This window comes from Enterococcus plantarum (assembly GCF_001730295.1).
GTDB classification, from domain to species: domain Bacteria; phylum Bacillota; class Bacilli; order Lactobacillales; family Enterococcaceae; genus Enterococcus_L; species Enterococcus_L plantarum.
In genome coordinates, this window is record NZ_MIKA01000003.1 from 52,436 (window position 1) to 76,992 (window position 24,557).

Annotated in this window: 24 protein-coding genes; 21 read left to right on the forward strand and 3 right to left on the reverse strand. The window is 37.1% G+C overall.

Features of this window, described 5'->3' with window-relative positions:
- Positions 1-7: 7 nt before the first annotated feature.
- From glpO to BCR22_RS02155, 11 genes are all read left to right on the forward strand, one after another.
- Positions 8-1,843, forward strand: coding sequence for a type 1 glycerol-3-phosphate oxidase (glpO, locus tag BCR22_RS02105; protein WP_069653351.1), 1,836 nt, complete (start codon positions 8-10; stop codon positions 1,841-1,843).
- A gap of 1 nt (position 1,844) precedes the next feature.
- Positions 1,845-2,564 carry an MIP/aquaporin family protein gene (locus BCR22_RS02110; RefSeq protein ID WP_069653352.1) on the forward strand — a complete coding sequence of 240 codons (720 nt, stop codon included), beginning with the start codon at positions 1,845-1,847 and terminating at the stop codon, positions 2,562-2,564.
- 314 nt (positions 2,565-2,878) lie between these two features.
- Positions 2,879-4,606: a Na/Pi cotransporter family protein gene (locus BCR22_RS02115; RefSeq protein WP_069653353.1), complete on the forward strand. Its 1,728-nt coding sequence runs from the start codon at positions 2,879-2,881 to the stop codon at positions 4,604-4,606.
- 189 nt (positions 4,607-4,795) lie between these two features.
- Entirely contained in the window at positions 4,796-5,728 is a 933-nt protein-coding gene (locus tag BCR22_RS02120) for an alpha/beta fold hydrolase (RefSeq protein WP_069653354.1), read from the forward strand.
- Positions 5,729-5,825: 97 nt separating this feature from the next.
- Positions 5,826-6,371 (forward strand): 5-formyltetrahydrofolate cyclo-ligase, encoded by a 546-nt coding sequence (locus BCR22_RS02125; protein WP_240485840.1) that lies wholly within the window; start codon positions 5,826-5,828, stop codon positions 6,369-6,371.
- 9 nt (positions 6,372-6,380) lie between these two features.
- Positions 6,381-7,091, forward strand: a complete 711-nt coding sequence (locus tag BCR22_RS02130; protein WP_069653356.1) for a rhomboid family intramembrane serine protease — start codon at positions 6,381-6,383, stop codon at positions 7,089-7,091.
- 16 nt (positions 7,092-7,107) lie between these two features.
- Complete coding sequence (locus BCR22_RS02135) at positions 7,108-7,326, forward strand: YqgQ family protein (protein WP_010760500.1); 219 nt, start codon at positions 7,108-7,110, stop codon at positions 7,324-7,326.
- A complete protein-coding gene (locus tag BCR22_RS02140) occupies positions 7,327-8,298 on the forward strand; it encodes an ROK family glucokinase (protein ID WP_069653357.1) in 972 nt (323 codons plus the stop codon).
- A gap of 15 nt (positions 8,299-8,313) precedes the next feature.
- Positions 8,314-8,712 carry a rhodanese-like domain-containing protein gene (locus tag BCR22_RS02145; protein ID WP_069653358.1) on the forward strand — a complete coding sequence of 133 codons (399 nt, stop codon included), beginning with the start codon at positions 8,314-8,316 and terminating at the stop codon, positions 8,710-8,712.
- Positions 8,713-8,845: 133 nt separating this feature from the next.
- Positions 8,846-9,220 (forward strand): DUF488 domain-containing protein, encoded by a 375-nt coding sequence (locus tag BCR22_RS02150; RefSeq protein ID WP_069653359.1) that lies wholly within the window; start codon positions 8,846-8,848, stop codon positions 9,218-9,220.
- Between the two features lie 18 nt (positions 9,221-9,238).
- Entirely contained in the window at positions 9,239-11,110 is a 1,872-nt protein-coding gene (locus BCR22_RS02155; RefSeq protein ID WP_069653360.1) for an FAD/NAD(P)-binding protein, read from the forward strand.
- Between the two features lie 177 nt (positions 11,111-11,287).
- On the opposite strand, the gene BCR22_RS02160 is transcribed toward BCR22_RS02155, so the two are convergent.
- Positions 11,288-11,455, reverse strand: coding sequence for a DUF3042 family protein (locus tag BCR22_RS02160; protein WP_010760505.1), 168 nt, complete (start codon positions 11,453-11,455; stop codon positions 11,288-11,290).
- Positions 11,456-11,885: 430 nt separating this feature from the next.
- Here BCR22_RS02160 and galE point away from each other — a divergent pair, with 430 nt between their 5' ends.
- The gene (gene galE / locus BCR22_RS02165; protein ID WP_069653361.1) at positions 11,886-12,872 is read left to right on the forward strand and encodes a UDP-glucose 4-epimerase GalE; all 987 of its coding nucleotides are present in this window, start codon (positions 11,886-11,888) and stop codon (positions 12,870-12,872) included.
- A 47-nt stretch (positions 12,873-12,919) separates the two neighbouring features.
- Positions 12,920-14,386 carry a UDP-glucose--hexose-1-phosphate uridylyltransferase gene (locus tag BCR22_RS02170; protein WP_069653362.1) on the forward strand — a complete coding sequence of 489 codons (1,467 nt, stop codon included), beginning with the start codon at positions 12,920-12,922 and terminating at the stop codon, positions 14,384-14,386.
- A 211-nt stretch (positions 14,387-14,597) separates the two neighbouring features.
- Here BCR22_RS02170 and BCR22_RS02175 read toward each other — a convergent pair whose 3' ends face one another.
- Positions 14,598-15,611: an immunoglobulin-like domain-containing protein gene (locus BCR22_RS02175; protein ID WP_069653363.1), complete on the reverse strand. Its 1,014-nt coding sequence runs from the start codon at positions 15,609-15,611 to the stop codon at positions 14,598-14,600.
- Positions 15,612-15,852: 241 nt separating this feature from the next.
- Between BCR22_RS02175 and BCR22_RS02180 the strand changes: the two genes are divergently transcribed.
- The 4 genes from BCR22_RS02180 to BCR22_RS02195 all read left to right on the forward strand — a co-directional run bounded on the left by BCR22_RS02180 (position 15,853) and on the right by BCR22_RS02195 (position 19,988).
- Complete coding sequence (locus BCR22_RS02180; RefSeq protein WP_069653364.1) at positions 15,853-17,346, forward strand: AcpB/EbpR/MafR family transcriptional regulator; 1,494 nt, start codon at positions 15,853-15,855, stop codon at positions 17,344-17,346.
- A 121-nt stretch (positions 17,347-17,467) separates the two neighbouring features.
- Positions 17,468-17,746: a YiaA/YiaB family inner membrane protein gene (locus tag BCR22_RS02185; RefSeq protein ID WP_069653365.1), complete on the forward strand. Its 279-nt coding sequence runs from the start codon at positions 17,468-17,470 to the stop codon at positions 17,744-17,746.
- Positions 17,747-17,897: 151 nt separating this feature from the next.
- Complete coding sequence (dnaX, locus tag BCR22_RS02190; protein ID WP_069653366.1) at positions 17,898-19,658, forward strand: DNA polymerase III subunit gamma/tau; 1,761 nt, start codon at positions 17,898-17,900, stop codon at positions 19,656-19,658.
- Positions 19,659-19,673: 15 nt separating this feature from the next.
- The gene (locus BCR22_RS02195) at positions 19,674-19,988 is read left to right on the forward strand and encodes a YbaB/EbfC family nucleoid-associated protein (RefSeq protein WP_069653367.1); all 315 of its coding nucleotides are present in this window, start codon (positions 19,674-19,676) and stop codon (positions 19,986-19,988) included.
- 209 nt (positions 19,989-20,197) lie between these two features.
- Here BCR22_RS02195 and BCR22_RS15340 read toward each other — a convergent pair whose 3' ends face one another.
- On the reverse strand, positions 20,198-21,301 hold the full coding sequence (locus tag BCR22_RS15340) for an LPXTG cell wall anchor domain-containing protein (protein WP_069653369.1): 1,104 nt from the start codon (positions 21,299-21,301) through the stop codon (positions 20,198-20,200).
- 351 nt (positions 21,302-21,652) lie between these two features.
- Here BCR22_RS15340 and recR point away from each other — a divergent pair, with 351 nt between their 5' ends.
- From recR to holB, 4 genes are all read left to right on the forward strand, one after another.
- Positions 21,653-22,249, forward strand: coding sequence for a recombination mediator RecR (gene recR, locus BCR22_RS02210; protein ID WP_069653370.1), 597 nt, complete (start codon positions 21,653-21,655; stop codon positions 22,247-22,249).
- A 365-nt stretch (positions 22,250-22,614) separates the two neighbouring features.
- Positions 22,615-23,259, forward strand: coding sequence for a dTMP kinase (gene tmk / locus BCR22_RS02215; RefSeq protein WP_069653371.1), 645 nt, complete (start codon positions 22,615-22,617; stop codon positions 23,257-23,259).
- Positions 23,260-23,273: 14 nt separating this feature from the next.
- On the forward strand, positions 23,274-23,603 hold the full coding sequence (locus BCR22_RS02220; RefSeq protein ID WP_069653372.1) for a cyclic-di-AMP receptor: 330 nt from the start codon (positions 23,274-23,276) through the stop codon (positions 23,601-23,603).
- A 1-nt stretch (position 23,604) separates the two neighbouring features.
- The gene (holB, locus tag BCR22_RS02225) at positions 23,605-24,555 is read left to right on the forward strand and encodes a DNA polymerase III subunit delta' (protein WP_069653373.1); all 951 of its coding nucleotides are present in this window, start codon (positions 23,605-23,607) and stop codon (positions 24,553-24,555) included.
- The last annotated feature ends 2 nt before the right edge of the window (positions 24,556-24,557 follow it).

Consider the following 24,557-nt stretch of genomic DNA (forward strand, 5'->3'; position numbering starts at 1 on the left):
GAGTGGTATGTCATTTTCAATCAAAACAAGACAAACATCTATTGAAAAGATGAAGTCTGAAGAATTAGATTTATTGATCATTGGCGGTGGTATTACAGGTGCGGGCGTCGCCCTACAAGCAAGCGCTTCTGGTATGAAAACAGGGTTGATCGAAATGCAAGATTTTGCCGAAGGAACGTCTTCTCGCTCAACGAAATTAGTCCATGGCGGGATTCGTTATTTGAAAAATTTTGATGTAGAAGTTGTGGCGGACACGGTACAAGAACGTGCTGTCGTTCAAGCGATAGCGCCTCACATTCCAAAGCCAGACCCAATGCTTTTACCGATTTATGATGAGCCCAAAGCAACGTTTAATATGTTTTCTGTCAAAGTTGCAATGGATTTATATGACCGCTTGGCGAATGTGATCGGTACAAAATATGAAAATTATACGTTAACAAAAGAGGAAGTGTTAAAACGGGAACCGCAATTAAAAAGTGAGGGGCTACAAGGTGGCGGTGTTTACCTCGATTTTAGAAATAACGATGCTCGTCTTGTTATCGAAAATATCAAACGGGCGGCTTCTGATGATGGTTTGATGGTCAGCAAAGTCAAAGCGGTAGGCTTTATTCAAAATGAGCATGGTAAAATCGTTGGCGTAAAAGCAGAAGACTTGCTGACGGGTGAACAGTTTGACATCAAAGCAAAAATTGTTATCAATACGACGGGACCTTGGTCTGATAAAGTGCGAGGTTTAGATACAAAAGAAAATGTAGTGCCGCAAATGCGTCCGACAAAAGGGGTCCATCTTGTTGTAGACAATAGCAAATTACACGTACCACAACCAACTTATTTTGATACAGGTAAACATGATGGTCGGATGGTCTTCGTTGTTCCTAGAGAAAAGAAAACGTATTTTGGCACGACGGATACAGATTATACTGGGGATTATGAACATCCTACTGTTACACAAGAAGATGTCGATTACTTGTTGGAAATCGTCAATAGCCATTATCCTAAAGCCAATGTGACTATAGACGATATTGAAGCAAGCTGGGCAGGCCTTAGACCACTGATTTCAGAAAATGGTGGATCGGATTACAACGGTGGTAATAATGGCAAAGTTTCTGATGAAAGCTTCGATCAAGTAATTGAGATTGTTGATAGGTATAAACATCAACAAGCAACGCGTTTTGATGTTGAAAATGTATTGAATCACTTAGAAGAATCACTAGCTGAAAGCAAAGAAAACCCTTCAGCAGTTTCTCGTGGCAGTTTGTTGGAACGCTCAGAGGATGGTTTACTGACATTGTCAGGAGGGAAAATCACAGATTATCGTAAAATGGCGGAAGGGGCATTGAAAGAGATTCAACGAATTTTGAAAGAAGAATTTAATCGTGACGTTCAGTTGATTGATTCTAAAACATACCCTGTTTCTGGCGGAAATCTTAATGTGGCAAATGTTGAAGAAGAACTAACTAATCTTGCGAAAATCGGTGTAGAAAAAGGGGTGGATCAAGAAGAATCTGAGTATCTAGCTCACTTATACGGTTCAAATGTAACCGAACTATTTGAAAAAATTGCTACGACTGAACCAGTAACAGGGTTAAGTTTAGCTGAAACATTGGCGCTCCATTATGCGTTGGATAATGAGATGATACTGACACCAGCAGATTATCTTGTCCGTAGAACGAACCACTTATTATTCATGAGAGATACACTGGATGAAGTCAAACGAGGGGTTATTTCTGAAATGAGTCATTATTATAATTGGACCGAAAAACAACTAGAAGACTACACAACTGAATTAAATCAATTGATTGCCGAATCTGATTTGAGTGCATTGAAAGAAGGGAAGAAGTAAAATGGATACTTCAAATATGACACAGATTTTCAGTGAGTTTTTAGGGACGATGATATTGATTCTTTTAGGAGACGGTGTTTGTGCCGGAGTTAATTTAAAGAAAAGTAAAGCCGCAGGATCTGGATGGATCGTGATTGCGTTTGGTTGGGCAATGGCAGTAACAATTGCAGTATACGTTGCAGGCTATATGGGACCTGCTCACTTGAATCCAGCAGTGACGGTTGCGATGGCAATGGCGGGAAGTTTTGAATGGAGCTTAGTTGTACCGTTTATTTTAGCGCAAGTACTAGGAGCAGTTCTAGGAGCTGTTTTAGTTTGGTTAGCCTACTTACCACACTGGCAAGTAACAAAAGATCAAGGAGCGATTTTAGGGACGTTCGCTACAAGTCCTGCGATTCGTAATTATCCAGCGAATATGGTAACGGAAGTGATTGGAACATTTGTTTTAGTGTTAGGTTTACTGTCATTTTCACAACACAATTTTACAGACGGGTTAAATCCATTAGTTGTAGGAGCGTTGATTTTGTCGATTGGTTTATCTCTAGGTGGACCTACAGGATATGCGATCAATCCTGCGCGTGATTTTGGTCCTCGTTTGGCACATCAAATTTTGCCGATTTCAACTAAAGGAGAATCGGATTGGCGTTATTCATGGGTTCCAATCCTTGGACCTTTAGTCGGTGCGGTAGTGGCTTCTGGTGTTTATATGTTGATGGTTTGATTTTTATTGTAAGTTTACGAGAGGTTGGGACAGAAGCTTATTTCCGAAGAGATTGCTTCTGCTCCCACCGTTTATTCAAATTCCTTGAGGGTGAAGATGGCTTGTAGAGGTATCTCCTACCCTCTTTTTTTGTTGGGTTGATTAGGACAACATTAATTTTAGTGTGAAAAAACAAATATTTTATTTACAAGAGGGCTGTTTTTTTGTACCCTTAAATAGGATTGAGGTGACAAAGAGTATTACAATCGATTTTTCTATTTTTTAGTCAAGATTGAACGAGCGTAATCAGCTTCTAAAATAAAGGAGGAACAGGTGTGTCCTATCAAGAAATGTTATTTCCTTTTCTCGGAGGATTAGGGATTTTTCTATTTGGTATGAAGTATATGGGGGATGGTCTGCAGAAGTCTGCAGGTGATTCGTTACGGGAAATTTTGAACACTTTTACATCGACACCGCTCAGGTCTGTATTGGCAGGCATGATTGTTACAGCAATTATTCAAAGTAGTTCGGGGACTACAGTTTTAACAGTGGGATTGGTCAGTGTAGGGTTCATGTCGTTGCGCCAAGCTATCGGGGTGATCATGGGAGCAAATGTGGGAACGACAGTGACGGCTTTTATCATTGGGTTCAATTTGAGTTCGTATTCGTTGCCGATCATTGGTGTAGGTTCTATTTTACTGTTTTTCTCAAAAAGAGAACGAATCAATAATGTGGGGCAAATTTTGTTTGGTTTTGGTTGTCTATTTTATGGACTAAAGCTAATGGGTGAAGGAATGGCGCCATTGAGTACGTTACCTCAGTTTGCGGATTTAATGGTGGATGTTTCACATCATCCTATTTTAGGCGTAGGGATCGGAACTATACTTACGATGGTCTTGCAAAGTTCAAGTGCAACGATCGGAATTTTACAACAATTATACAGTCAAGGGAGTCTAGCAATTGAAGCAGTTTTACCAATTTTGTTTGGAGATAATATCGGTACAACTATCACTGCCGTCATTGCAGCATTAGGTGTCAGTCTTGCTGCTAAGCGTACAGCAGCATCACATGTGATATTTAATTTAGTGGGTGCCGTTATTTTTACAACATTGCTGACACCATTTACAGCGGTGGTTGTGCGTCTATCCAGTTGGCTCGAGTTAAAACCTGCAATGCAAATTGCTTTTGCCCACGGGTTATTTAATATTTCTAATTTATTGATCCAATTTTGGTTTATTGATAAAATCGAGTGGCTTGTGCGGAAAATGATTCCTGGCAAGGATAAAAGTATTGATTTTAAACCATCTAATCTGAATGAATCGATTATTCAAAATTCAGCTACATTAGCATTGAATCAAGCGAAAATCGAACTACTTCAAATGGGCGAGTATGTTTTAGGGGCCTTTGAAGCAACAAAATCTTATTATGCAAAACAAGACAGTATCGATAAGGAAAATGCGAGCCAGTATGAGACTGCGATCAATGATACGGACAATCGCTTAACAGAATACTTGGTGCAACTGTCGGCAACGGAGCTAACGATTTCTGAGAGTCATGAACAAACAATGATGTTAGAGTTAACAAAGGATTTAGAACGAATTGGCGATCATTGTCGTAATATTATTCAAAATCTCAATGAAGCGATTCATCTTGAAAAGAGGCAAAAAGCCAAAGAGAAAAAAGCAGGTAAAGTTTCCGAGCGTGAGACACTGATTTTATATGATGAAGATGTGGTAGATTTATTTGAAAAAGTTCTTAAAAATATTCGAGATTCTTTAATCGTCTTTGAAAACGATGATAAAGAAATGGCAGCTCACATGTTAAGTCGAGAAAAACAAATTGATCAGATGGTCAAAATGCTGCGCAAAAAATATATTTCTATTATGAATAGTGGAAAAGGTCGTGCGGCTGATGGTGTTTTGTTTATTGATATCGCATCTAATCTAGAGAGAATGAGCGATCGAACGATTCATATGGCTAAATATGTTTTAGGCGAACGGTATGGAACAGAGGAAATTGTTGTCGATCAGTCGATTAATCCAGTGATTACACTTCAAACATAAGAATAAAAAAGCCTTTATGATCCTATTTTGATGATCATAAAGGTTTTTTTCAGTTTTAATCGATTGAATGTTCATCAGTTGCACCTTTCAACATCTATAACATAATAAAAAAAGAAAATGCACATTTGACTACTTCATTTAATCAGAATACTTTATAATAAATAGTATCAATTGAGAAGAGGTAAGAGTATGAAACACAACACTTTTTTGTCATCCGATCAAAAAACAATGAGTCATTTTGTCTGTTGGGAGCCTACATGCGAGGCAATCGGAACTGTACAAATCATTCATGGAATGGCAGAATATATCGAACGTTATCATGATTTTGCGAAGTATTTAAATGATGTGGGTTTTGTTGTAGTCGGTCATGATCATTTAGGCCACGGGGAGTCTGTTCTACATGATCAGCCAAAACATGGCTACTTCGGAAAAGGAGAGCCTGTAACGTTTGTTTTAGATGATATTCATCAGGTCGAAGAATGGATTGGAGAAAACTTTCCGAATTTACCACATTTTATGTTAGGCCACAGTATGGGTTCATTTGCGTTACGTAATTATTTACAATTGTATAGATCTGAAATCAGCGGAGCTATTTTTATGGGAACAGGTAAAAATGCTGCCATGTTGTCTGTAGCTTTGTCTTTAACAAAAGGGTTAAATCTAACGGCGCCAGAAAAACAAAATAAATGGCTGGATCATATGGCTTTTGGTTCTTTTAGTAAGCAATTTCCAGAAGAGAGTCGTTTCAATTGGTTAAGCCGAAATCAAGAAAATGTAAAAGAATATGAAAATGATCCATTAACTGGTTTTACGTTCACAAATAATGGTTTTTATACCTTATTCCGTTTAGTTGATGGAGCGAATCGTGAAGGTTGGGCACAGAATATCGATCAGGATTTACCCATTTTAGTGATTAGTGGTGAGCAAGATCCAGTAGGAGATTTTGGCAAAGGACCTAGAAAAGTGGCAAAAGAATTAGACGAAGCAGGAATCAAAGATGTTTCGCTCGTGTTATTTGCAGAATTGCGTCATGAAATTTTACTAGAAAATGAAAAAACTGAGGTCTATAAAGCAATCGGCGCTTGGCTGCAAAAAAGACTTGATGCAGATATAAAAGACTAGAAATCTGTTTGCTATTTAGTGGGTTTTTCTATAAACTACAAGGGAAGGTTAAAAAGATATAGGCGTTATAAATCAAAGCGATTTACTGTGTGGAGGGATGAACGTGGAAAAAGAACGATTGAGGAAACTAGGTTTAGCAAACTTAAAATGGCTTCACGAGCACCCAATACTAAAAGAGCAAAAAGAACAAGAGATCAGTCAAGCATTATTCAATGATCCTTATTGGCAGAATGCAGAAACCATCGCGATTACTAAACCACTAGACTTTGAATTTAATACACATCTTTTACTTGAAAAAGGCTGGTTGGAAGGGAAAAATATGTTAATGCCGATTGCTGGTAGTAAGCGACAGTTGACGTTTCATTCTGTAACGACTGATACGAAATTCAAAAAGTCAGCATTTGGTGTGGCTGAACCTATTTCGGCACCTGTTGTATCTGCTGAAAAAATCGATTTAGTCGTTGTACCTGGAATTGTATTTACACATGAGGGGTTTCGAATTGGTTTTGGCGGTGGGTTTTACGATCGTTTCCTGCAACAGTATAAAGGGGAATCATGTAGTTTGGTCTTTAGTGAGCAGATGCAAGAACATTGGCAGGTAGAAACGTTTGATTTACCTGTAAAACGATTATTTATCAGCTAGGAGGAACTCATGGATTATCAAACACAAATGAAATTAAAAAGACTATTAAAACAACCACTCGTGACGTATCTGTTACTTGGCATCACTACAATCGTATTTTTAGGAATGGAACTGTCAGGTGGCTCAGAGAACAGTCAGGTTCTGATTCGTTGGGGTGCGATGTCTAGGGTAGAGATTCTTTATTTAGATCAATATTGGCGTTTATTCACACCGATGTTTTTGCATATCGGTTGGTTGCATTTTGTGGTAAATATGGTGACACTCTATTATGTAGGTTCACAAGTTGAGAGTATTTACGGTCACTGGCGTTATCTGCTCATTTATCTATTAAGTGGTGTGTCTGGAAATATTATTAGTTTTACGTTTGGTTCGCCAAACAGTATATCAGCAGGCGCTAGTACTGCTTTGTTTGGACTATTTGGAGCGTTTGTTATCTTAGGACGTCATTTTAAAAATAATCCAGCAGTCTCATTTATGGTTCAGCGTTATGCAACATTTATTGGAATCAACTTGGTTTTTAACTTATTTAGCAGTTCGGTTGATATCATGGGTCATATCGGTGGCTTGATTGGTGGGCTTTTGGTAGCATCTGCTTTAGCGGTACCCGATCGTTCAGAAGAGTTCAATATTCATGAACGGATCATATCTGGCATCATTTTTGTATTTTTGTTGGGCGTTTGTCTAGTCTTGGGTTTTAAAAAATTCGGTTTACTTGTATAATAAGGAAGTGCATTTAATGGAAACGCTATATGATGTACAGCAGTTATTTAAACAATTCGGTATTTACATTTATGTAGGTGCAAGAATTTATGATATTGAGTTGATGATGATTGAATTGAAAAATATTTACGAAGGTCACTTAATTGATAGAGACACGTATCTTCATGCGAGGAGTGTTTTGCAACGAGAACATCGAATTGAAGAAAGCAGAGCAACTGAGAAAGGAACCGAGTAAATGGACAAGAAATTGATTGGGATTGATTTAGGCGGAACAACGATTAAGTTTGCGATTTTAACAACGGATGGAGATGTTCAGCAAAAGTGGAGTATTGAAACCAATATTCTGGATGAAGGACGTCATATCGTGCCGGATATCATCGAATCAATCAATCACCGAATCTCTCTTTATGAAATGAAACAGAAAGATTTTATCGGAATCGGCATGGGCACTCCAGGTAGTGTAGACATAAAAAAAGGAACAGTAATCGGAGCATACAATCTTAATTGGACAAAAAAACAAAATGTAAAAGCACAAATTGAAGAAGCAACGGGTATTCCTTTTGTTTTAGATAATGATGCCAATGTGGCGGCTTTAGGTGAACGCTGGAAAGGTGCTGGGGAGAACAATCCTGATGTTGTTTTCATTACACTTGGAACGGGCGTTGGCGGCGGGATCATTGCAGAAGGTAACTTACTGCATGGTGTAAACGGCTGTGCTGGTGAAATTGGGCATGTAACGGTTGACCCTGGTGGTTTTGAATGTACATGTGGCAAACGTGGTTGTTTAGAAACTGTTTCTAGTGCAACGGGTGTTGTTCGAGTTGCTCGTCATATGTCAGAAGAATATGCAGGTGATTCTCAGTTGAAACAAGCAATCGATGATGGGCAAGATGTGTCAAGTAAAGATGTATTTGATTATGCCCAAGCAGATGATCCGTTTGCGTTGATGGTAGTGGATCGAGTATGTTATTTCTTAGGTCTTGCCATCGGAAACGTAGGAAATACCTTAAATCCGTCTAGTGTCGTAATTGGCGGTGGCGTTTCTGCAGCGGGTGAATTTTTACGCAGCCGTGTTCAAACTTATTTTGAAGAATTTACTTTCCCAGAAGTTCGAACTAGCACGCAAGTCAAACTTGCTGTGTTAGGCAATGAAGCCGGAGTTATCGGTGCTGCCTCACTTGCATTACAATTCTCGGAGAAAGAGTAAGAAAGGGATTTTAGAATGAACGTTTTATGGATTATCAATGGAATTTTAGTAACAATTTTATTAGCAATGGGGATCAATGAGTTATACCTTAGAATTATGGCAAAACGCTCTGCCAAAACAATCACAGAAGAAGAATTTAAAGAAGGTATGAGAAAAGCGCAAATCATTGATGTTCGTGAAAAAGACTCATTCGATGCAGGCCATATACTTGGTGCGCGCAGTATGCCGTATACAACGATCAAAACAACGTTGAATTCCATTCGTAAAGATCAACCTGTCTATATTTATGATCAAAAAAAATCATTAAGTATTCGTACAGCAAATCGATTACGTAAAAATGGTTACAAAGATCTTTATATTTTAAAAGGCGGCTATGAAGGCTGGACTGGTAAAACGAAAAAGAAAAATGCTTAACTAATTAAGCACAGAGAGAAACGACGGTTCGAATCTGGACAACGTTTACTTCTCTGTGCTTTTTCTTATGATTCAAATGATAAATCGTTTCTTTTTTTCTTAATTAGGCTAAAATAAAGAAGAGGTGACTAAAATGATTCAAATCAAAAGAGCTTACGAAAAAGCAAGACCTGATGATGGTTATCGAATATTAGTCGATCGCCTATGGCCTAGAGGGATGTCAAAGGAAAAAGAGCAGTTAGATTTGTGGTTGAAAGAAATTGCTCCTTCAAATGACCTTCGAAAATGGTTTAATCATGAACCAGATAAATTTCCTCTATTCAAAGAAAAATACTTAATTGAATTACAATCAGGTGAAGCACACATTGCTTGTCAAAAACTTTTAGACATTACAAGAGAGTATCCTGCTATCACGCTGATTTATGGGGCAAAGGATGAAGTGTATAATAATGCTGCAGTACTAAAAGAAATGGTAGAAAAAATGAGTCAAATAAATCGTAGAAAATAAGTTGAAAGGGGGAATTTCATGAAAATCGCGATTGTTGGCGGTGGTCCTCGCGGGCTTTCTGTTTTAGAGAGAATTGTTGAGTGGTCAAGAGATGAACAGGTGATTCAAATTACAATGTTCGATCCTTATGGACCAGGAGGCAAAGTCTGGCGAGAAAATCAGTCATTGTCTTTGCTGATGAATTCAGTTGCCTCCCACGTGACGTTATTTACTGACGAAACATTAAGTACTAAAGGACCTGTTGCGAAAGGTCCAAACCTATATGAGTGGGCGCAAGGAGAAGCTGCTGAATTTATCAAGAAAAACAATGTTGAAAATCGAACGGTATTACTGGCAGAGTGTCAAAATTTAGGGCCAAATGATCACTGTTCACGTGTTTTCTATGGATTATATCAAAGATGGTTTTATGAATATGTCCAAACACGAATGACAGAACAGACTTCAGTAAAATTCTTTAAAGATACGGTTAGGGCTGTCAAAACCCAAGATGATACGTTTTTAGTCTATACTAAAGCAGTTGAGACAACAGTGGATACAGTTATTTTGGCCTTAGGACATCAAGAAAATGAACTTGTTGGAAACGAAAAAGCGTTAGCTGAATATGCGAGCGAGCATCGTTTATTTTATTCCTCACCAAAAAATGCTGCAGATGCTTATCTTGAAGCAATCACAGAAAACACGCCAGTTTTGATCAGAGGACTTGGGTTGGTCTTTTTCGATTATCTTACGTTACTGACAAGCGAGCGAGGCGGAGTATTTAAACAGCAAAATGAAGAACTCGTTTACCTTCCTTCTGGAAAAGAACCTAAGATTATTGCAGGCTCTGGTCGAGGGATTCCGTATCATGCCAGAGGGGCTAATCAAAAAGGCTATGGTGAAGAGTATCAACCACGCTTTTTAAAAGAAAAGAGTCTAAATAAGTTTAAAAGAAAGGGCAAATTTTCTGCGGAACAATTTTTTGAGCTGTTAAAAAAAGAAGTAGAATTTGTCTATTATTCGGCGTTGGTGAAGAAAAATTATCCTCAAATAAATCAGAACCGATTTAATGAAGAGTTTATCCGTACAAAGGGTGCTGACTCGATTTTGGAAAAATATTGCATCCATCAAAAAGATCGTTGGGATTGGTCAGCTATTGAACATCCAGACCAAGTGGTAGGACCAGCCGATTCTTTTCAAGAATTTGCTAAGACATATTTACATTGGGATCTCAAGCAGGCAAGAAAAGGGACGATTTCAGGGCCTTTTGCAGCAGCATTAGATAGTTTGAAAGATTTGCGGGATGAAGTTCGTTTTATGCTTGATCATGAATTATTTACAAATGATGACTACAAAAAATGGTTGTGGGATTGGTTTACTCCGTTGAATTCCTTTTTATCAATCGGACCCCCTTTAGAAAGAATTGCTGAACTGAACGCGTTGATGAAAGCAGAAATCGTAACACTTCTGAGTCCAGAAATGGAGATAATGACAGAGGCAGGTTGGTTTATTGGCTCTTCTAAAAAAGAATCGAATCAAAAATATAAAAGCCACTTTTTAATTGAAGCGAGATTGCCCAAAACAGCGAATCAGATTAGTTTAAACCCGTTGGTACAACAGCTTTTAAGAGATGAAATGGCAGACTTACATCAATTGGAATTAGCATCAGGAGAAGTTTATCAAACAGGTGCACTTTTAGTAGAGCGAGAAACCAATCAAATACGGTCGAAATCAGGAAAAGTGCTGAGTGGGTTGTTTTGTTACGGGATTCCAACAGAAGGAATTCATTGGTTGACAGCTGCAACAGCCAGACCTGGAACAGATCCATGGAATCTTAGGGAAGCAGATTTGATAGCTGGAACGATCTTTGAAGGAAAACAAAATATGAAAGGAGGATGGAACAGAAGTGTTTAACCTCGAGAACCAAGTAGGTAGTATGTAACATCAACTTGGTTCTCTTTGTGTGGGGCTTCTGCTCCAATCTTTTAGTCTCCTTTGTTATTCAAAAAAATCCTGTTTATGATAAAAAGCATCACAAACAGGATTTTCTATTTACTGCTAAAGTCAAACGGTATAATACCGCTATTTGTATTATCTAGAAATACGTTTACGCATTGCTTTTTTACGGTTTTCCTCAATCATATCTTCTTTTTCTTCGATTGGATCAAGAACTGTTTTTTTGATGGTCGCCGCAAAACCGACAACGGCAGCACAAGTTACAGCTGTTCCGACAAGCATTCCTGAAATAAATTTTTTCATATACATTCTCCTCTCAATTGTTTATACATTTCTATTATGAACCAAAATAAGAAAAAAATCCAATAGAGTGTAACAAATGCTTATATAGTTATCTAATTCTTATTGTTTAAAAAGGATGTAATCGCAATATGAATTTGTTTCAAAAATGTGTTGCACAATTTAATAAATAGGTTAGGATTATAGGAATAATGATTAAGTGAGTAAAACACACTATGCAAAAAAAACTGCTTCTGATCTAATCACATTTTTATACATAATCTTAGTGAGACAAGAAGCTAAACTAGATTATTCTATCAAGCAAATAGACGAAAAATGAATACCTAGCAGATTTATCTAGTGCAAATGTTGATGATAGAGTAAGAAAGCTGTAGAATAAAGAATATATATCATGATATTAATAAATGTTTTATTCAAATAAGGAGGCAGTTACATGTCAATTTTAGTTTTAGGAGGGGCAGGCTACATCGGTTCCCATGCGGTTGATCAACTGATTGATAAAGGGTATGAAGTCGTAGTAGTTGATAACCTTCAAACGGGACATAAACAGTCGATTCATAAAAATGCCGTATTTTATCAAGGAGATATTAGAGATAAAGGCTTTATGCAAAATGTCTTCAAACAAGAAACGATTGATGGTGTGATTCATTTTGCTGCAAGTTCATTAGTCGGTGAATCCGTTGAAAAGCCATTAGTTTACTTTAATAATAATGTTCATGGGACACAAATCGTTTTGGAAGTAATGGAGGAATTTGGGGTTAAACAAATCGTATTTTCTTCTACAGCAGCTACATACGGAGAGCCTAAGGAGATGCCAATTGTAGAAACTACGCCGACTAATCCAGAAAATCCTTACGGTGAAAGTAAACTGATGATGGAAAAAATGATGAAATGGTGCGACAACGCTTATGACCTACGTTATGTTGCACTGCGGTATTTTAATGTTGCTGGAGCAAAAGCAGATGCGTCCATCGGGGAAGACCATGATCCAGAAACGCATTTGATTCCAATCATCTTGCAAACCGCTTTAGGGCAACGAGACTATCTAGGAATTTATGGAGATGACTATGATACACCAGATGGTACTTGTATCCGTGATTATGTTTATATTGAAGACTTGATTGCAGCTCATATTGCAGCGTTGGACTATTTACAAAAAGGGAATGAGAGTACCGTTTTTAATTTAGGTAGTAATACTGGTTATTCAGTCAAAGAAATGGTAGAAGCAGCTCGACAAGTAACTGGTAAAGAAATTCCGGCTAAAGTATTGCCACGCCGTTTAGGTGATCCAAGCAAACTGGTTGCCTCAAGCGAAAAAGCAAAAATGATTTTGGACTGGCAACCTCAAGTTACAGATATCAAGCAGATCATCAAAACAGCGTGGGATTGGCATGTCAGCCATCCAAAAGGGTACAAATAATTCTACAGAACAGTGCGGTTAGCTTTTTAAATTTAGGGGGAAACATTGTGTCAATTAGTCAAACTATTACTGACTTTGTAACAGTAGCGATTCAAGCAGGTGGTTGGATGGAGCTGGATCGTCTCTACTTGCAAAATCGTGTACTTGCAATGATTGGTGAAGAATCGTTAGAATCTATTTCTCCAACTATAGTGACAAAAACATCCTTGGAATTGTTAGATGAATTAGTGGTTCAAGCGATAAAAAATGGTAAAGTCAAAGCAGAACCAGAAGAGTTAGCCATTTTCAAGGCGCAAATAATGGATTTTCTGACGCCACCGCCTTCAGTTGTGAATGCTCTTTTTGCGCAACATTATGAGAAAGACCCAGCGGATGCGACGGATTATTTCCATAAATTGAATCAAGAGAATGATTCGATTAAAACAAGAACTAGTGCAAAAAAAAGTATTTTCCCAGTAGAAACGGAATACGGGCAGCTTGAGATTACGATCAATTTATCAAGATCCGATGAATCTCCCCACCAACTTGCTGCTGATCAAGATTCCCATGTAGGTTATCCTAAATGTGTTTTTTGTATGGAGAATGAAGGCTACAAAGGTCGAACGAATTATCCTGCTAAAACCAATCATCGTATTATTCGAATGAACTTAAATGGAGAAAGCTGGGGATTTCAGTATTCCTCAAATCCTGATTATAATGAACAGTCGATTATTTTCTCTGAGGAACATCGCCCGATGGTTATTTCTAAAGAGACTTTTCGTCGGTTGATGAAGATTGTTGAAGTATTGCCACATTATTTTGTTGGATTTAATGAGGATGTACCAATTGTCGGGGAGACTACCTTAACTCATGATCATTATCAAGCTGGACGGCATGCGTTCCCATTGGAGAAAGCTGAGATAGAACAATATTTTGAGTTAAGTGATTTTCCTCTAATGAATGCCGGCACCGTTAAATGGCCAATGTCTGTGATTCGATTGCAAAGTCCAAATTCAGAAGATTTAGTTGAGGCGGCTACATTGATTTTTGAAAAATGGCGTAATTATTTTGATAAGACGGGTTCGATTCAGGCTTTTTCAAAAGAGGAAGCGTCTCAGCATAGTATCGCGGCGATTGCTCGTCGTAAAGGGCAGTTATTTGAATTGGATTTAGTTTTACGTGATAACAAAGTTTCTGACGACTATCAAGAGGACTTTTTCCCTCTATACAAAGAAATTCAACAAAATCTAAGTTTAGCAGAAGTGATGGGCTTAGTTTCATTACCCTCATATTTAAATGATGAGCTACAAGAAGTGGAAAAATATGTCTTAGAACAAGAAAACCAAATGACAGATTGTCATAAGTCATGGGCAGATCAGTTGAAAGAAATGTATTCTTTTGATGAAAAAAATATTAAAGAAATAATCCAAAAAGCAGTTGGAGAAAACGTAGTACATGCTTTAACTGATGCCAGTGTTTATAAGCGAATACCAGAAGGGCAAGCGGCCTTTAAACGATTTATTGATAGTTTGTAAAATTGGCGCAGCCAAACAATTACAAAATGAGCAATTACAAATACTTAGAATTCAGTACTTGTAATGAGGAAAATGATAATCGCAGCGAAAGCCATAAAAAGGGTGTGAGACAAAAGTAAAAATTACTTTTGTTTCACACCCTAAATGGGAATAAACGGTGGGAGCAGAAGCAATCCTTTCGGAATTGAACGCTTCTGCCTTAGCCTTTTCACTATTTATATGCAATGGCAAATAAATTGATATCATCATTAATACAACTTTGTAGAGTAATGCGTTCTCCGCCACCTGCACCAATGGTAAGATCCCAATAATCAGTTCCTGTACCAACTTCTGTTCCATAGTCATCCAATTGAAGGATTGTACGAACTGTATAAGTAGTTGGGGTGCCATTTCCATCTGTTACAACGATTTGACTACCTGACCCTAAAGAGAATACAGCAGAGAATACGCCAGGGTTATGCCCAATAAAATGAGTGTTTTGGCCGTCATCTCCTGATTGAACTGCAGCTCCTCCCCAAGTAGAAGCAACACCGCCAGGGTTTGAATCGATAATACTTTGGCCACTACCTTGTCCGCCATTTTGATAAGGAATCGATTGTCCATTCATGGTGATCGTCATTGCGCTAGATAAAGGCTCAGCTTGTGCTTCTGGTGCACTGGCAGGTGGAGCTAGAGCAGGTTCAGTAGATGCCTGTTCTACGGTAGATGTTTCCGTAGGAGGCGTTATTACTGGTTCGCTTTTTGGAACAATATGGAAAATTCTATCGGAAGTGCCAGTATTTCCGTTCGTATCTGTTACAGTAAAATGAATAATTTGTGTGCCAACAACGGATGTGTCTAGTGTTGAATCAGTTGCTACACTTGCCGAAACATCTCCGTCTTTATTATCAGTCGCAGTGACTCCATCATAAATATTGATTTGAGTATTTTGTTCAATTGTTTCTTCGGGTGTATTGATTGTAGGAGCTGTAGTATCTTTGGTCGTATTTAAGGTGATCATTTTTTCTTTGCTCTGTTTTTTCTTAGGAGCTGTCGCCATTTTAGCCAGCTCATTGCCTGTTGGAACATTTTTTATTAAGGTTGACTTTGCTTTTTTTGGTTCACTAGCCAAACTATTTGCTTTACTAGCAGTATCGCTAAAAATATACCCGCCAATAATTAGGGAAATACCCAAAATACTGATGAAACCAACGATGATAGTGTGTTTAATTGTGTTTTTTTTCATGTAGAATCCCTCCAAAAAATGTGGTGAGATTTTCCATTTATCGATAAATTTTAAATCCGCGTTTTTATATTTTCATAATAGTACCTGTTTTTAAATAAACCAATTGAGTTGCGCTTTAGATTAATTCAAAAAAGGGGTAGAAGATGCTATAATTATTGTTAAATAGGGATTTCTTCAAAAAAAGCTCAACTATTGGAAAATTTTGAAGAAAAATTTATTAAAGGTGAAATGAGGAGAGAAAATGGAGAGATTGTTATCGCCATCTATGCATCGAAGAGTGTTGTTGTTGAACTTACTAAATGGGCCAAATAGCTGGGTTACCTCTGAGTATCTCGCTGAAAGTATTGAGTGTTCAAAGAAAACAATCATGCTGGATTGTCAGTACATAGAAGATCGCTGGTCAGACTATCTGACGATAGAGACATCCAGAAAAAATGGGATTCGGCTAATTGCCTCCCCCCACCGATCGATCCACGATATTTATAATGAGATCATTCAAGAATCAAATGCCTTTTCTTTATTAGAATCGATTTTCTTTGAACCGATGCAACCAGCAGTTTTTTGGGAGAAAAAATTATTTTTAAGTAACTCTAGTTTATACCGGTTGTCTAATTTGATCAGTTCGGCATTAAAAGATCGAAATATTCAAATGAGTCGTTCGCCATATTTTGTGCATGGAAAAGATGAACGACAAGTTCGCTATTTTTTTATTTGCTACTTTATGGAAGTCTATGGGATTCGAGCATGGCCGTTTCATTTAGATCGAGAAAAGATTTTTCGCTTGTCAAATAAGATCAATAAGAAATTTAATTTGGAATTGAATGATAGCCAAATCGTTCATTTAGCCTATTCAATCGCGGTAACTATTATTAGAGAACGACAAGGTTTTTTGATTCAGAACCGAAAAGATCCAATCAATTGTTTTGTCAAAACTACAATCGACATTAGAAAATATCAATCCGATGTGGAGGAGATTGCGGAACCATTAAATGTTATTCTTCCTGATAATTGGTATGAGGATTTTTGTTATTCCATCTTTTGGTGGGATTTTGGTTGGGACAACGAACAAGAAAAAGTGAATGTTATCAATCAGGCGGAAAATTTAGTCAATACGATCAAAAATGCCCTTTCTATTTCTATTTCAGAACAGAGTAAGGCCAGCATTATTCGCCTGATTGAATATATATATGCGAAGCACAAAATGTTTCCTTATAAGAAATTTATGGTCTATGATCGTTACTTGTATTCTAGCCGAGCCATCAAACAAAATTTCATAGTGTTTACAGCGGTTGTTAATAAAGCGTTGAGTGTGTTGGAAGCGAAAATGAAGTTTCCGTGGAAAACAATGTATTTAGATGAGATCCTTCATGAAATGGCGATTCGTTGGGAAAATCTAAGTACACTTACCGACGAAATGAGGCACCAGCTATCTGTTTTAGTTTTGAGTGACTTAGGCAAGGAACATGCACAACTACTTCGTTCTGTATTAAAAGAAAATTTCCGAAACAAAGTCGATCTCTTTGTTCAAGAAAGTCATTATTATGACCAAACAATAAGTAGCTCTGATCGAAATTACGATTTATACGTTTCAAACTATGCTGTTGAAACGGTAGATGAGGAAATCAATATGATCGTAGAAGATATTCCATCATTTAAAAATCTCACTGATTTACGAAAATACATTGATAGAAGACGCTTAGTGTTACCGAAGGATATTGCGTATTTAAATGCTTAGATAGTTATATTAAATGATCGGTAAGGTCAATAAATGGTTAGAAAATTAAAAATTTAAGTGTTCTTTAATAAATAATAATGATATACTGAAAGAGTACTATTATTTATTAAAGGAGAGAATTATGAAAAAGAAAGCTTACAGAAACACACCTGCATTTGTCTTTCTAAGTTGGGGATCATTTGCCTTTTTTGTGGCACTGATGTTGATTGGTTTGTACACACTAAAAGAACCATTAATGGTTAAAGGATACTATTTGATGGGATCAGTAGGATTGATTTCTTCCTCATTTACACTTTCAAAAGTGATCAGAGACAATCAAGAAGATGAAGAACGTTATAATCAAATGTTCCGAGCAAATGACGTATTAGCGAAAAAAGAAGAAACAGATACACACATTTAATAAAGGATAATAAGGCTGGGATGTGACTCATAGAGTGATGTTACAGCCTCTTTTTTTGAAAAAATTATTAATGTGTTCGCTTTTTTTAATGCCTTATCCATAAAAATCACGTATAATAGAACATAGTGAAATTCCGAGGGAGGGGTAAATTATGGCTTATCAAGCTTTGTATCGTGTCTGGCGTTCGCAGCGTTTTGATGATGTTGTTGGTCAAAAAGCAATTACGCAGACCTTAAAAAATGCGATCATACAAAAGAAAACCTCGCATGCCTATTTGTTTACCGGCCCTAGAGGAACAGGGAAGACAAGTGCGGCGAAAATTTTTGCTAAAGCAATCAACTGTAAACATAGCGTAGACGGAGAACCGTGTAACGAATGTGAAACTTGTGTTGCGATCACAGAAGGGCGTTTGAATGACGTCATAGAGATCGATGCGGCTAGTAATAATGGGGTAGAAGAGATTCGTGATATCCGAGATAAAGCAAAATATGCCCCAACACAAGCAGATTATAAAGTATACATCATCGATGAAGTGCATATGTTGTCTACAGGTGCGTTTAATGCCTTACTAAAAACGTTAGAAGAACCACCGCAAAATGTCATTTTTATTTTAGCGACAACCGAACCTCATAAGATTCCGTTAACGATTATTTCAAGAACACAACGTTTTGATTTTAAAAGAATCAGTACGCAAGACATCGTAGATCATTTAGGCTATATTTTAAAGCAAATCAATGTCGAGTTTGACGAACAAGCATTGTATGTTATTGGTCGAGCAGCAGAAGGTGGCATGCGGGATGCTTTGAGTATTTTGGATCAAACGATTTCATTTAGTGATGAAAAAGTCACACTGACTGATGCGATGCAGGTTACGGGTAGCTTGACTTATGAAATGATGGACCAATATATTTCCAACTGTGTGTCAGGTGATGTTGAACAAGCATTAGAAGTGTTGGAAAGTATTCTCAGTTCTGGAAAAGAAGCAAGAAGATTTTTAGAAGATTTGTTATTATATTGTCGAGACGTACTTATGTTCCAGCAAGCGCCTAATTTGTTAGCTGAAAAAGTCGGAAATCTAACAGAAAATTTCAAAGAGTTAGCAAAACATACTGCTGCTGAAAAGATTTATCAAATGATTCAAATTCTAAGCGATACTCAAAATGACATTCGTTTCACCAATAATGCTAATATTTATCTTGAAGTAGCGACCGTTAAATTAGCAAAATCTGTTAAAAAACCAGTAGAAGTTTCGAATGAAACCCAATCGACTCCACCAGAAGAGATTGCAACGCTGCAGCAACAAATCGAACATCTACGAAAAGAATTAACTGAGTTGAAGAAAAATGGTGTGACAGCTAAAGAAGCTGAACCTGTTAAAGTAACACGAGCGACAAGCAGCAAAAATACGCTACGGATCCCAACAGAACTAGTGTATAAAGTGTTGAATCAAGCAACTAAAGATCATTTATTGAACGTCAAAAATGTCTGGGATGATTTATTACAGATGATGTCTGTGACACAAAGAGCGATGCTTAAAGCCAGCGAGCCAGTTGCAGCTAGTCCCAATGGTTTAGTGATTGCATTTGAGTATGAAATTGTATGCGGTCGAGCTATGGAAGATGAGGAAATGCAGTTAGCGGTTCATAATAACTTGAGCCGTTTGGTCAATAATTATGCTCCTGATATGGTGTGTATCACCAAAGAAAGCTGGCCAAAGCTACGTCAGTCATTTATCAGCCAAAATAAAGAAACATCAGGTACGGGAGATCCAACAAATGAAGATCGATCTGTTAACAATGAAGAAAATCATTTATTAACAGAGGAAGAACCTGTAAAAGAAGTGAACAATCAAGTAGTAGACGAAGCGATTGCTATGTTTGGCGAGTCGCTAGTTGAAGTAATAAACGATTAAGAGGAGACGATAGTTATGATGCGAGGCATGGGAAATATGCAAGGGATGATGAAACAAGTCCAAAAAATGCAAAAAGACATGGAAAAAGCACAAGCAGAATTAAACTTAAGAGAGTTTGTAGGTGCTTCAAGCAATGATCTAGTTACAGCTACATTTACTGGTGATCGTAAAATGAAAGATATTTCAATCAAAGAAGATGTTGTGGATCCAGATGATGTAGAAATGCTTCAAGACTTGGTGATTATGGCGGTCAATGATGCCTTAACTAAAGTGGAAAAAGAAACAGAAGCAACTATGGGCAAATATGCCAAAGGAATGCCTGGATTTTAATCAAGAGCAACCTTAAAGAAAAAGAGCCAAAGGATTAAATGAATAAACATTTATTCTTTGGCTCTTTTCTTCGTTCTATATTCAGCAAACAGAGGGAAATCCTCTGTAGATTTAATGATTATTTTACCAGTGACAATTATGCGATAGGGCAAGAGTTAATGGAATATCAACACAGTTATCAGGCAAATAAATCAAAAAAAGTTAGCTGGTTATTTATCTAATTGTTTTTTTCTAAAGATGTAAGCTCCTGCAATCAAGATTACGCCAGCTGAAACAATCGTCATACTATTGTTTACTTCACCTGTTACAGGTAATTGTTTTGCTTTTGTTTGAGTTGAGGTAATCGATTTTTGATTTTTAGTAGATACAGGATTCGCTACTGGTGAAAAAATATTGTTAGCTGGTTCTTTAGGATTTTTGTCTTTTTCAAGTGATGTAACCTGATTTAATGGGTTTTCACTTTCTGAAAGAATCGATAAAGTAATTGTTTTTTCAGCAACAACATTTGTAGCCATACGTATTAATTGACTGATATAATATCTAATTTTGTATGTTCCAACTTCAAGTAGCGTGTTGCCGATAGCTGTAACTTTAATAGGCGATTCAAGGATTTCAAACCCTACTTCATAGCCATCTGCATTGTGAAACGTTGCCCAACTTAAAATCATTTCTTCTGTTAATGTTTGACCTACGTACATTGTTTGGTCGGTAATTTCAATCGTTGGTTTAGCTTCATCCGTTGAACTAAGGTCAGTAGAGGTTGGCACAGTAACATCAGAATCCGTTGAACTAGGAATGGTCGAACTAGAGTCAGTCGAGCTCGGTATAGTGGAACTAGAATCCGTTGAACTAGGTGCCGTAGAACTAGAATCGGTCGAGCTAGGTATTGTGGAACTAGAATCCGTTGAACTAGGTGCCGTAGAACTAGAATCAGTCGTGCTAGGCTCTGGTACAGAAGAACTAGGTTCAGTTGGAGGATTAATCAATGTTCCTAATTTAGCTTTCAATGTTTCAATAAGAGAAGCAAAATCATTTTTAAGATTATTGTCCAAAGCATTTTGAGCATCGGCTATTGTAAGTTTTATGCTTGCAACCTCAGCTTCAGAGTATGTTGTATCAGGTGTTGATATAGTTGAATTTGCGAAAATAATTAAATCTTGTAATTGAGCACGTAGTAAACTAATCTCTTCGCTATCATCAACTGTTGTTTCCCCTATTTCTTCAGCATGAACAACAGCATTGACTGCTGGTGTTGAAAAGATAGCAGAACTGAACAGTAATGATACTGTTAATATTTTTAAACCCTTTTTCATAAAAACTCCCCTTTTGTATTTCCATCTTTTTATTTTCTCACCCGTTATTTAATATATAACACTTGTAATAAATGTCAAGATTTATTTAGTAAAAAAAATAAAATGTTAGAGTAAATTATAGATTCAATAACCCTTTTGAATTAGACGTTTTTGACAAAATACGTATCTTTTTATTCATCAATTGAAGCATTTTTTCTAATTTTTAATATAACAAAGGGAAAGAAGAATCGACGTAAAGCTTTTATTCTGTAAAAACATGTATAAAAAATGGTATAATATATGTTAGCTCTACAATGAATACATAATTTACAACCAATCGTCCATCGTTTGTGTTTGAAAGGATTTGTTGAAATGCATTACCCAGAACCAATCGCTAAATTAGTTGAAAGCTATATGAAATTACCTGGTATCGGTCAAAAAACCGCTGTTCGTCTCGCTTTTCATACACTAGATATGAAAGAAGAAGATGTTAATGCGTTTGCCAAAGCATTGATCAGTGTGAAACGTGATCTGCATTTTTGTAGTATTTGCGGCAATATTACCGAAGAAGATCCTTGCGAAATTTGTCAGGATACGACGAGAGACCGCAGTATCATTTTAGTCGTAGAGGAACCAAAAGATGTGATGGCTATGGAGAAGATGCGTGAATACCATGGGATGTATCATGTGTTGCATGGCGTGTTATCTCCAATGGAAGGAACAGGTCCAGAAGATATCAATATTGCTTCATTGATTCAACGCCTTCATGATGATGAGGTCAAAGAGGTTATTATTGCCACAAATGCTACAACAGAAGGTGAAGCAACAGCAATGTATCTTTCTCGTTTGATCAAACCGGCGGGAATCTCAGTGACGAGATTAGCCCATGGCTTATCTGTTGGTAGTGATATTGAATATGCAGATGAAGTGACTTTGTTAAAGGCTGTAGAGGGTCGGCGGGAACTTTAAAATATAAAAAATCAGTAGTCAGTTTGAATGGCAGCTGGTTTGTTTCTATTATGTTAAAATAAATAGCATATGATCTAAAGAGAGTAGCAGTAAAAAGCCGAGTAGAAGAATAACTCAAAGCAACTTAAAGATAAAATACTATCCAAAACTTGAGAAAATACTAAGTATTTTTAGTAGAAGTAAAAAAGGTTCAGTCATTTTAGAGAATTAAAACAGTGAAACTGGGGCAAAGTCTGTTAGGCTTTTCATCCCAGTTTTATTTATTCATCAAGAAAATTTTAATAATAAGGAATTCAATTAGACTGATTGTAGCAGATAAAGTATAATGGGTAAAAGGAATCAAAGTAAGTAAGGGGATTAGTAAAGTGCAAGGTATTTTTATAACGATCGAAGGACCAGATGGCGCAGGAAAGACAAGTGTATTGAATGAGTTATATCCAAGGCTAGATCTGGCGGCGGAAAGAAGTATTATTAAGACAAGAGAACCTGGCGGTATTCCCATTGCTGAGAAAATTCGTCAAATCATCTTAGATCCAAAAAATCAGGAGATGGATGAGCGGACCGAAGCGTTGCTTTATGCAGCGGCCAGACGTCAGCACTTGATGGAAAAAGTTTTACCTGCATTAGAAGAAGGCAAAATCGTTTTATGTGATCGTTTTGTAGACAGTTCATTAGCTTATCAAGGAGCAGGTAGACGTATTGGTGTGGAAGCTATAGCTGCAATCAATGAATTTGCAATTGAAGGGACGATACCTGACTTTACAATTTATTTAGACGTAGATTCAGATACTGGGCTTAACCGTATCAAACATCATCGTCAACAACAAATCGATCGATTGGATTCAGAAGGTCTTGAATTTCATCAACGAGTTCGTCACGAATATTTAAAATTAGTGGAGGAAAATCCAGAAAGAATCACGAAAATTGATGCCAGAATGAGTTTGGAAGATGTTGTGGAAGCAACCTTTCAAGCGATTGTGAACCGTTATCCAGAATATTTTAGAAACTAGGAAGGTGACCGAATATGAAAATTATTTTAGCAATTGTCCAAGATAAAGATAGTAACCGTTTAGCCAATGAACTTATTGATGCCAATATTCGTGCGACAAAACTTTCATCAACAGGCGGCTTTTTAAAGGCTGGAAACAGTACGTTTATTGTCGGGATCGATGATGACCGCGTAGAAGAAGCATTGGAATTGATCAAAAAAACATGCCAATCTCGTAAACAATATGTGTCAACTCCTGTAACACTAGATATTACGATGGATGGACAAGTTCCTTATCCCGTTGAGGTTGAGGTGGGAGGCGCAACTGTCTTTGTTCTTCCAGTAGAAGGATTCCATCAATATTAAGATGAAAGAAGCACAAGTATTAAAGGAGCAACAACCGTTGCTTTACCAGCAACTTCAAAAAAGTTTTGAGCATGGTCGTCTTGCCCATGCTTATCTTTTTGAAGGCGATACAGGAACTGGTAAAAAAGAATTTGGTTTATGGATGGCAAAACATATTTTCTGTACAAATCTGACTGAGAATAACCCTTGCAATCAGTGCAATAATTGTCTGCGAATCAATGAAAATAAACACCCAGATGTTTTGCAGATCGCACCAGATGGTCAAACAATCAAAGTTGATCAAATCAGAGCATTGAAAGCAGAATTTAGCAAAAGCGGGGTAGAGACTGCTCAAAAAGTCTTCTTGATTGAGCAAGCTGATAAGATGAGTATTGGTGCAGCAAACAGTTTATTAAAATTTTTAGAAGAGCCAGAAGGAAAAGTTTTAGCTATATTAGAAACAATGTCTTTAGCAAAAATCTTACCGACGATTCAATCAAGGTGCCAGGTTCTTCATTTTCAACCTTTAGTCAAGGAAAAACTAGTTCATGCTTTGGCAGCATCTGGAATCAATAAAAATACAGCAAGTCTTTTGGCAGAACTGACAAATAGTTTTGACAAAGCAGTTGAAATCTCTCAAGATGAATGGTTTAATGAAGCTAGGGAAATAACTCAGCAGTGGTTTGATTATATGATAAAAGATGATTTACAAGCTTTTGTCTATGTTCAAAAAAAGATGATCAAAGCATTTAAAGAAAAAGATCAGCAAGCGTTGAGTTTTGATTTATTACTTGCTTATTACCGCAAACAACTCACTGAAAGTGTAGTAGCTGATCAACTAAAACGTGTGATAGAACAACAAGCACAACGAGTTGAACTTATTTTAAAAGCACGTCAAAAGTGGGAAGCGAATGTTAGCTTTCAAAGTGTTTGTGAGCAATTAGTGATACGAATGATTCACCCTAAAACATAAAT

Bases quoted from the DNA above. Each gene is read 5' to 3' on its own strand.
- galE (WP_069653361.1), top strand. From the start codon at position 11,886: ATGTCAATTTTAGTTTTAGGAGGGGCAGGCTACATCGGTTCCCATGCG.
- BCR22_RS02140 (WP_069653357.1), top strand. From the start codon at position 7,327: ATGGACAAGAAATTGATTGGGATTGATTTAGGCGGAACAACGATTAAG.
- BCR22_RS02150 (WP_069653359.1), top strand. From the start codon at position 8,846: ATGATTCAAATCAAAAGAGCTTACGAAAAAGCAAGACCTGATGATGGT.
- BCR22_RS02145 (WP_069653358.1), top strand. From the start codon at position 8,314: ATGAACGTTTTATGGATTATCAATGGAATTTTAGTAACAATTTTATTA.
- glpO (WP_069653351.1), top strand. From the start codon at position 8: ATGTCATTTTCAATCAAAACAAGACAAACATCTATTGAAAAGATGAAG.
- BCR22_RS02195 (WP_069653367.1), top strand. From the start codon at position 19,674: ATGATGCGAGGCATGGGAAATATGCAAGGGATGATGAAACAAGTCCAA.
- BCR22_RS02110 (WP_069653352.1), top strand. From the start codon at position 1,845: ATGGATACTTCAAATATGACACAGATTTTCAGTGAGTTTTTAGGGACG.
- BCR22_RS02220 (WP_069653372.1), top strand. From the start codon at position 23,274: ATGAAAATTATTTTAGCAATTGTCCAAGATAAAGATAGTAACCGTTTA.
- BCR22_RS02135 (WP_010760500.1), top strand. From the start codon at position 7,108: ATGGAAACGCTATATGATGTACAGCAGTTATTTAAACAATTCGGTATT.
- BCR22_RS02185 (WP_069653365.1), top strand. From the start codon at position 17,468: ATGAAAAAGAAAGCTTACAGAAACACACCTGCATTTGTCTTTCTAAGT.
- BCR22_RS02155 (WP_069653360.1), top strand. From the start codon at position 9,239: ATGAAAATCGCGATTGTTGGCGGTGGTCCTCGCGGGCTTTCTGTTTTA.
- BCR22_RS02125 (WP_240485840.1), top strand. From the start codon at position 5,826: ATGAACGTGGAAAAAGAACGATTGAGGAAACTAGGTTTAGCAAACTTA.
- BCR22_RS02130 (WP_069653356.1), top strand. From the start codon at position 6,381: ATGGATTATCAAACACAAATGAAATTAAAAAGACTATTAAAACAACCA.
- BCR22_RS02175 (WP_069653363.1), bottom strand. From the start codon at position 15,611: ATGAAAAAAAACACAATTAAACACACTATCATCGTTGGTTTCATCAGT.
- BCR22_RS02160 (WP_010760505.1), bottom strand. From the start codon at position 11,455: ATGAAAAAATTTATTTCAGGAATGCTTGTCGGAACAGCTGTAACTTGT.
- dnaX (WP_069653366.1), top strand. From the start codon at position 17,898: ATGGCTTATCAAGCTTTGTATCGTGTCTGGCGTTCGCAGCGTTTTGAT.
- holB (WP_069653373.1), top strand. From the start codon at position 23,605: ATGAAAGAAGCACAAGTATTAAAGGAGCAACAACCGTTGCTTTACCAG.
- BCR22_RS02120 (WP_069653354.1), top strand. From the start codon at position 4,796: ATGAAACACAACACTTTTTTGTCATCCGATCAAAAAACAATGAGTCAT.
- BCR22_RS02180 (WP_069653364.1), top strand. From the start codon at position 15,853: ATGGAGAGATTGTTATCGCCATCTATGCATCGAAGAGTGTTGTTGTTG.
- recR (WP_069653370.1), top strand. From the start codon at position 21,653: ATGCATTACCCAGAACCAATCGCTAAATTAGTTGAAAGCTATATGAAA.
- BCR22_RS15340 (WP_069653369.1), bottom strand. From the start codon at position 21,301: ATGAAAAAGGGTTTAAAAATATTAACAGTATCATTACTGTTCAGTTCT.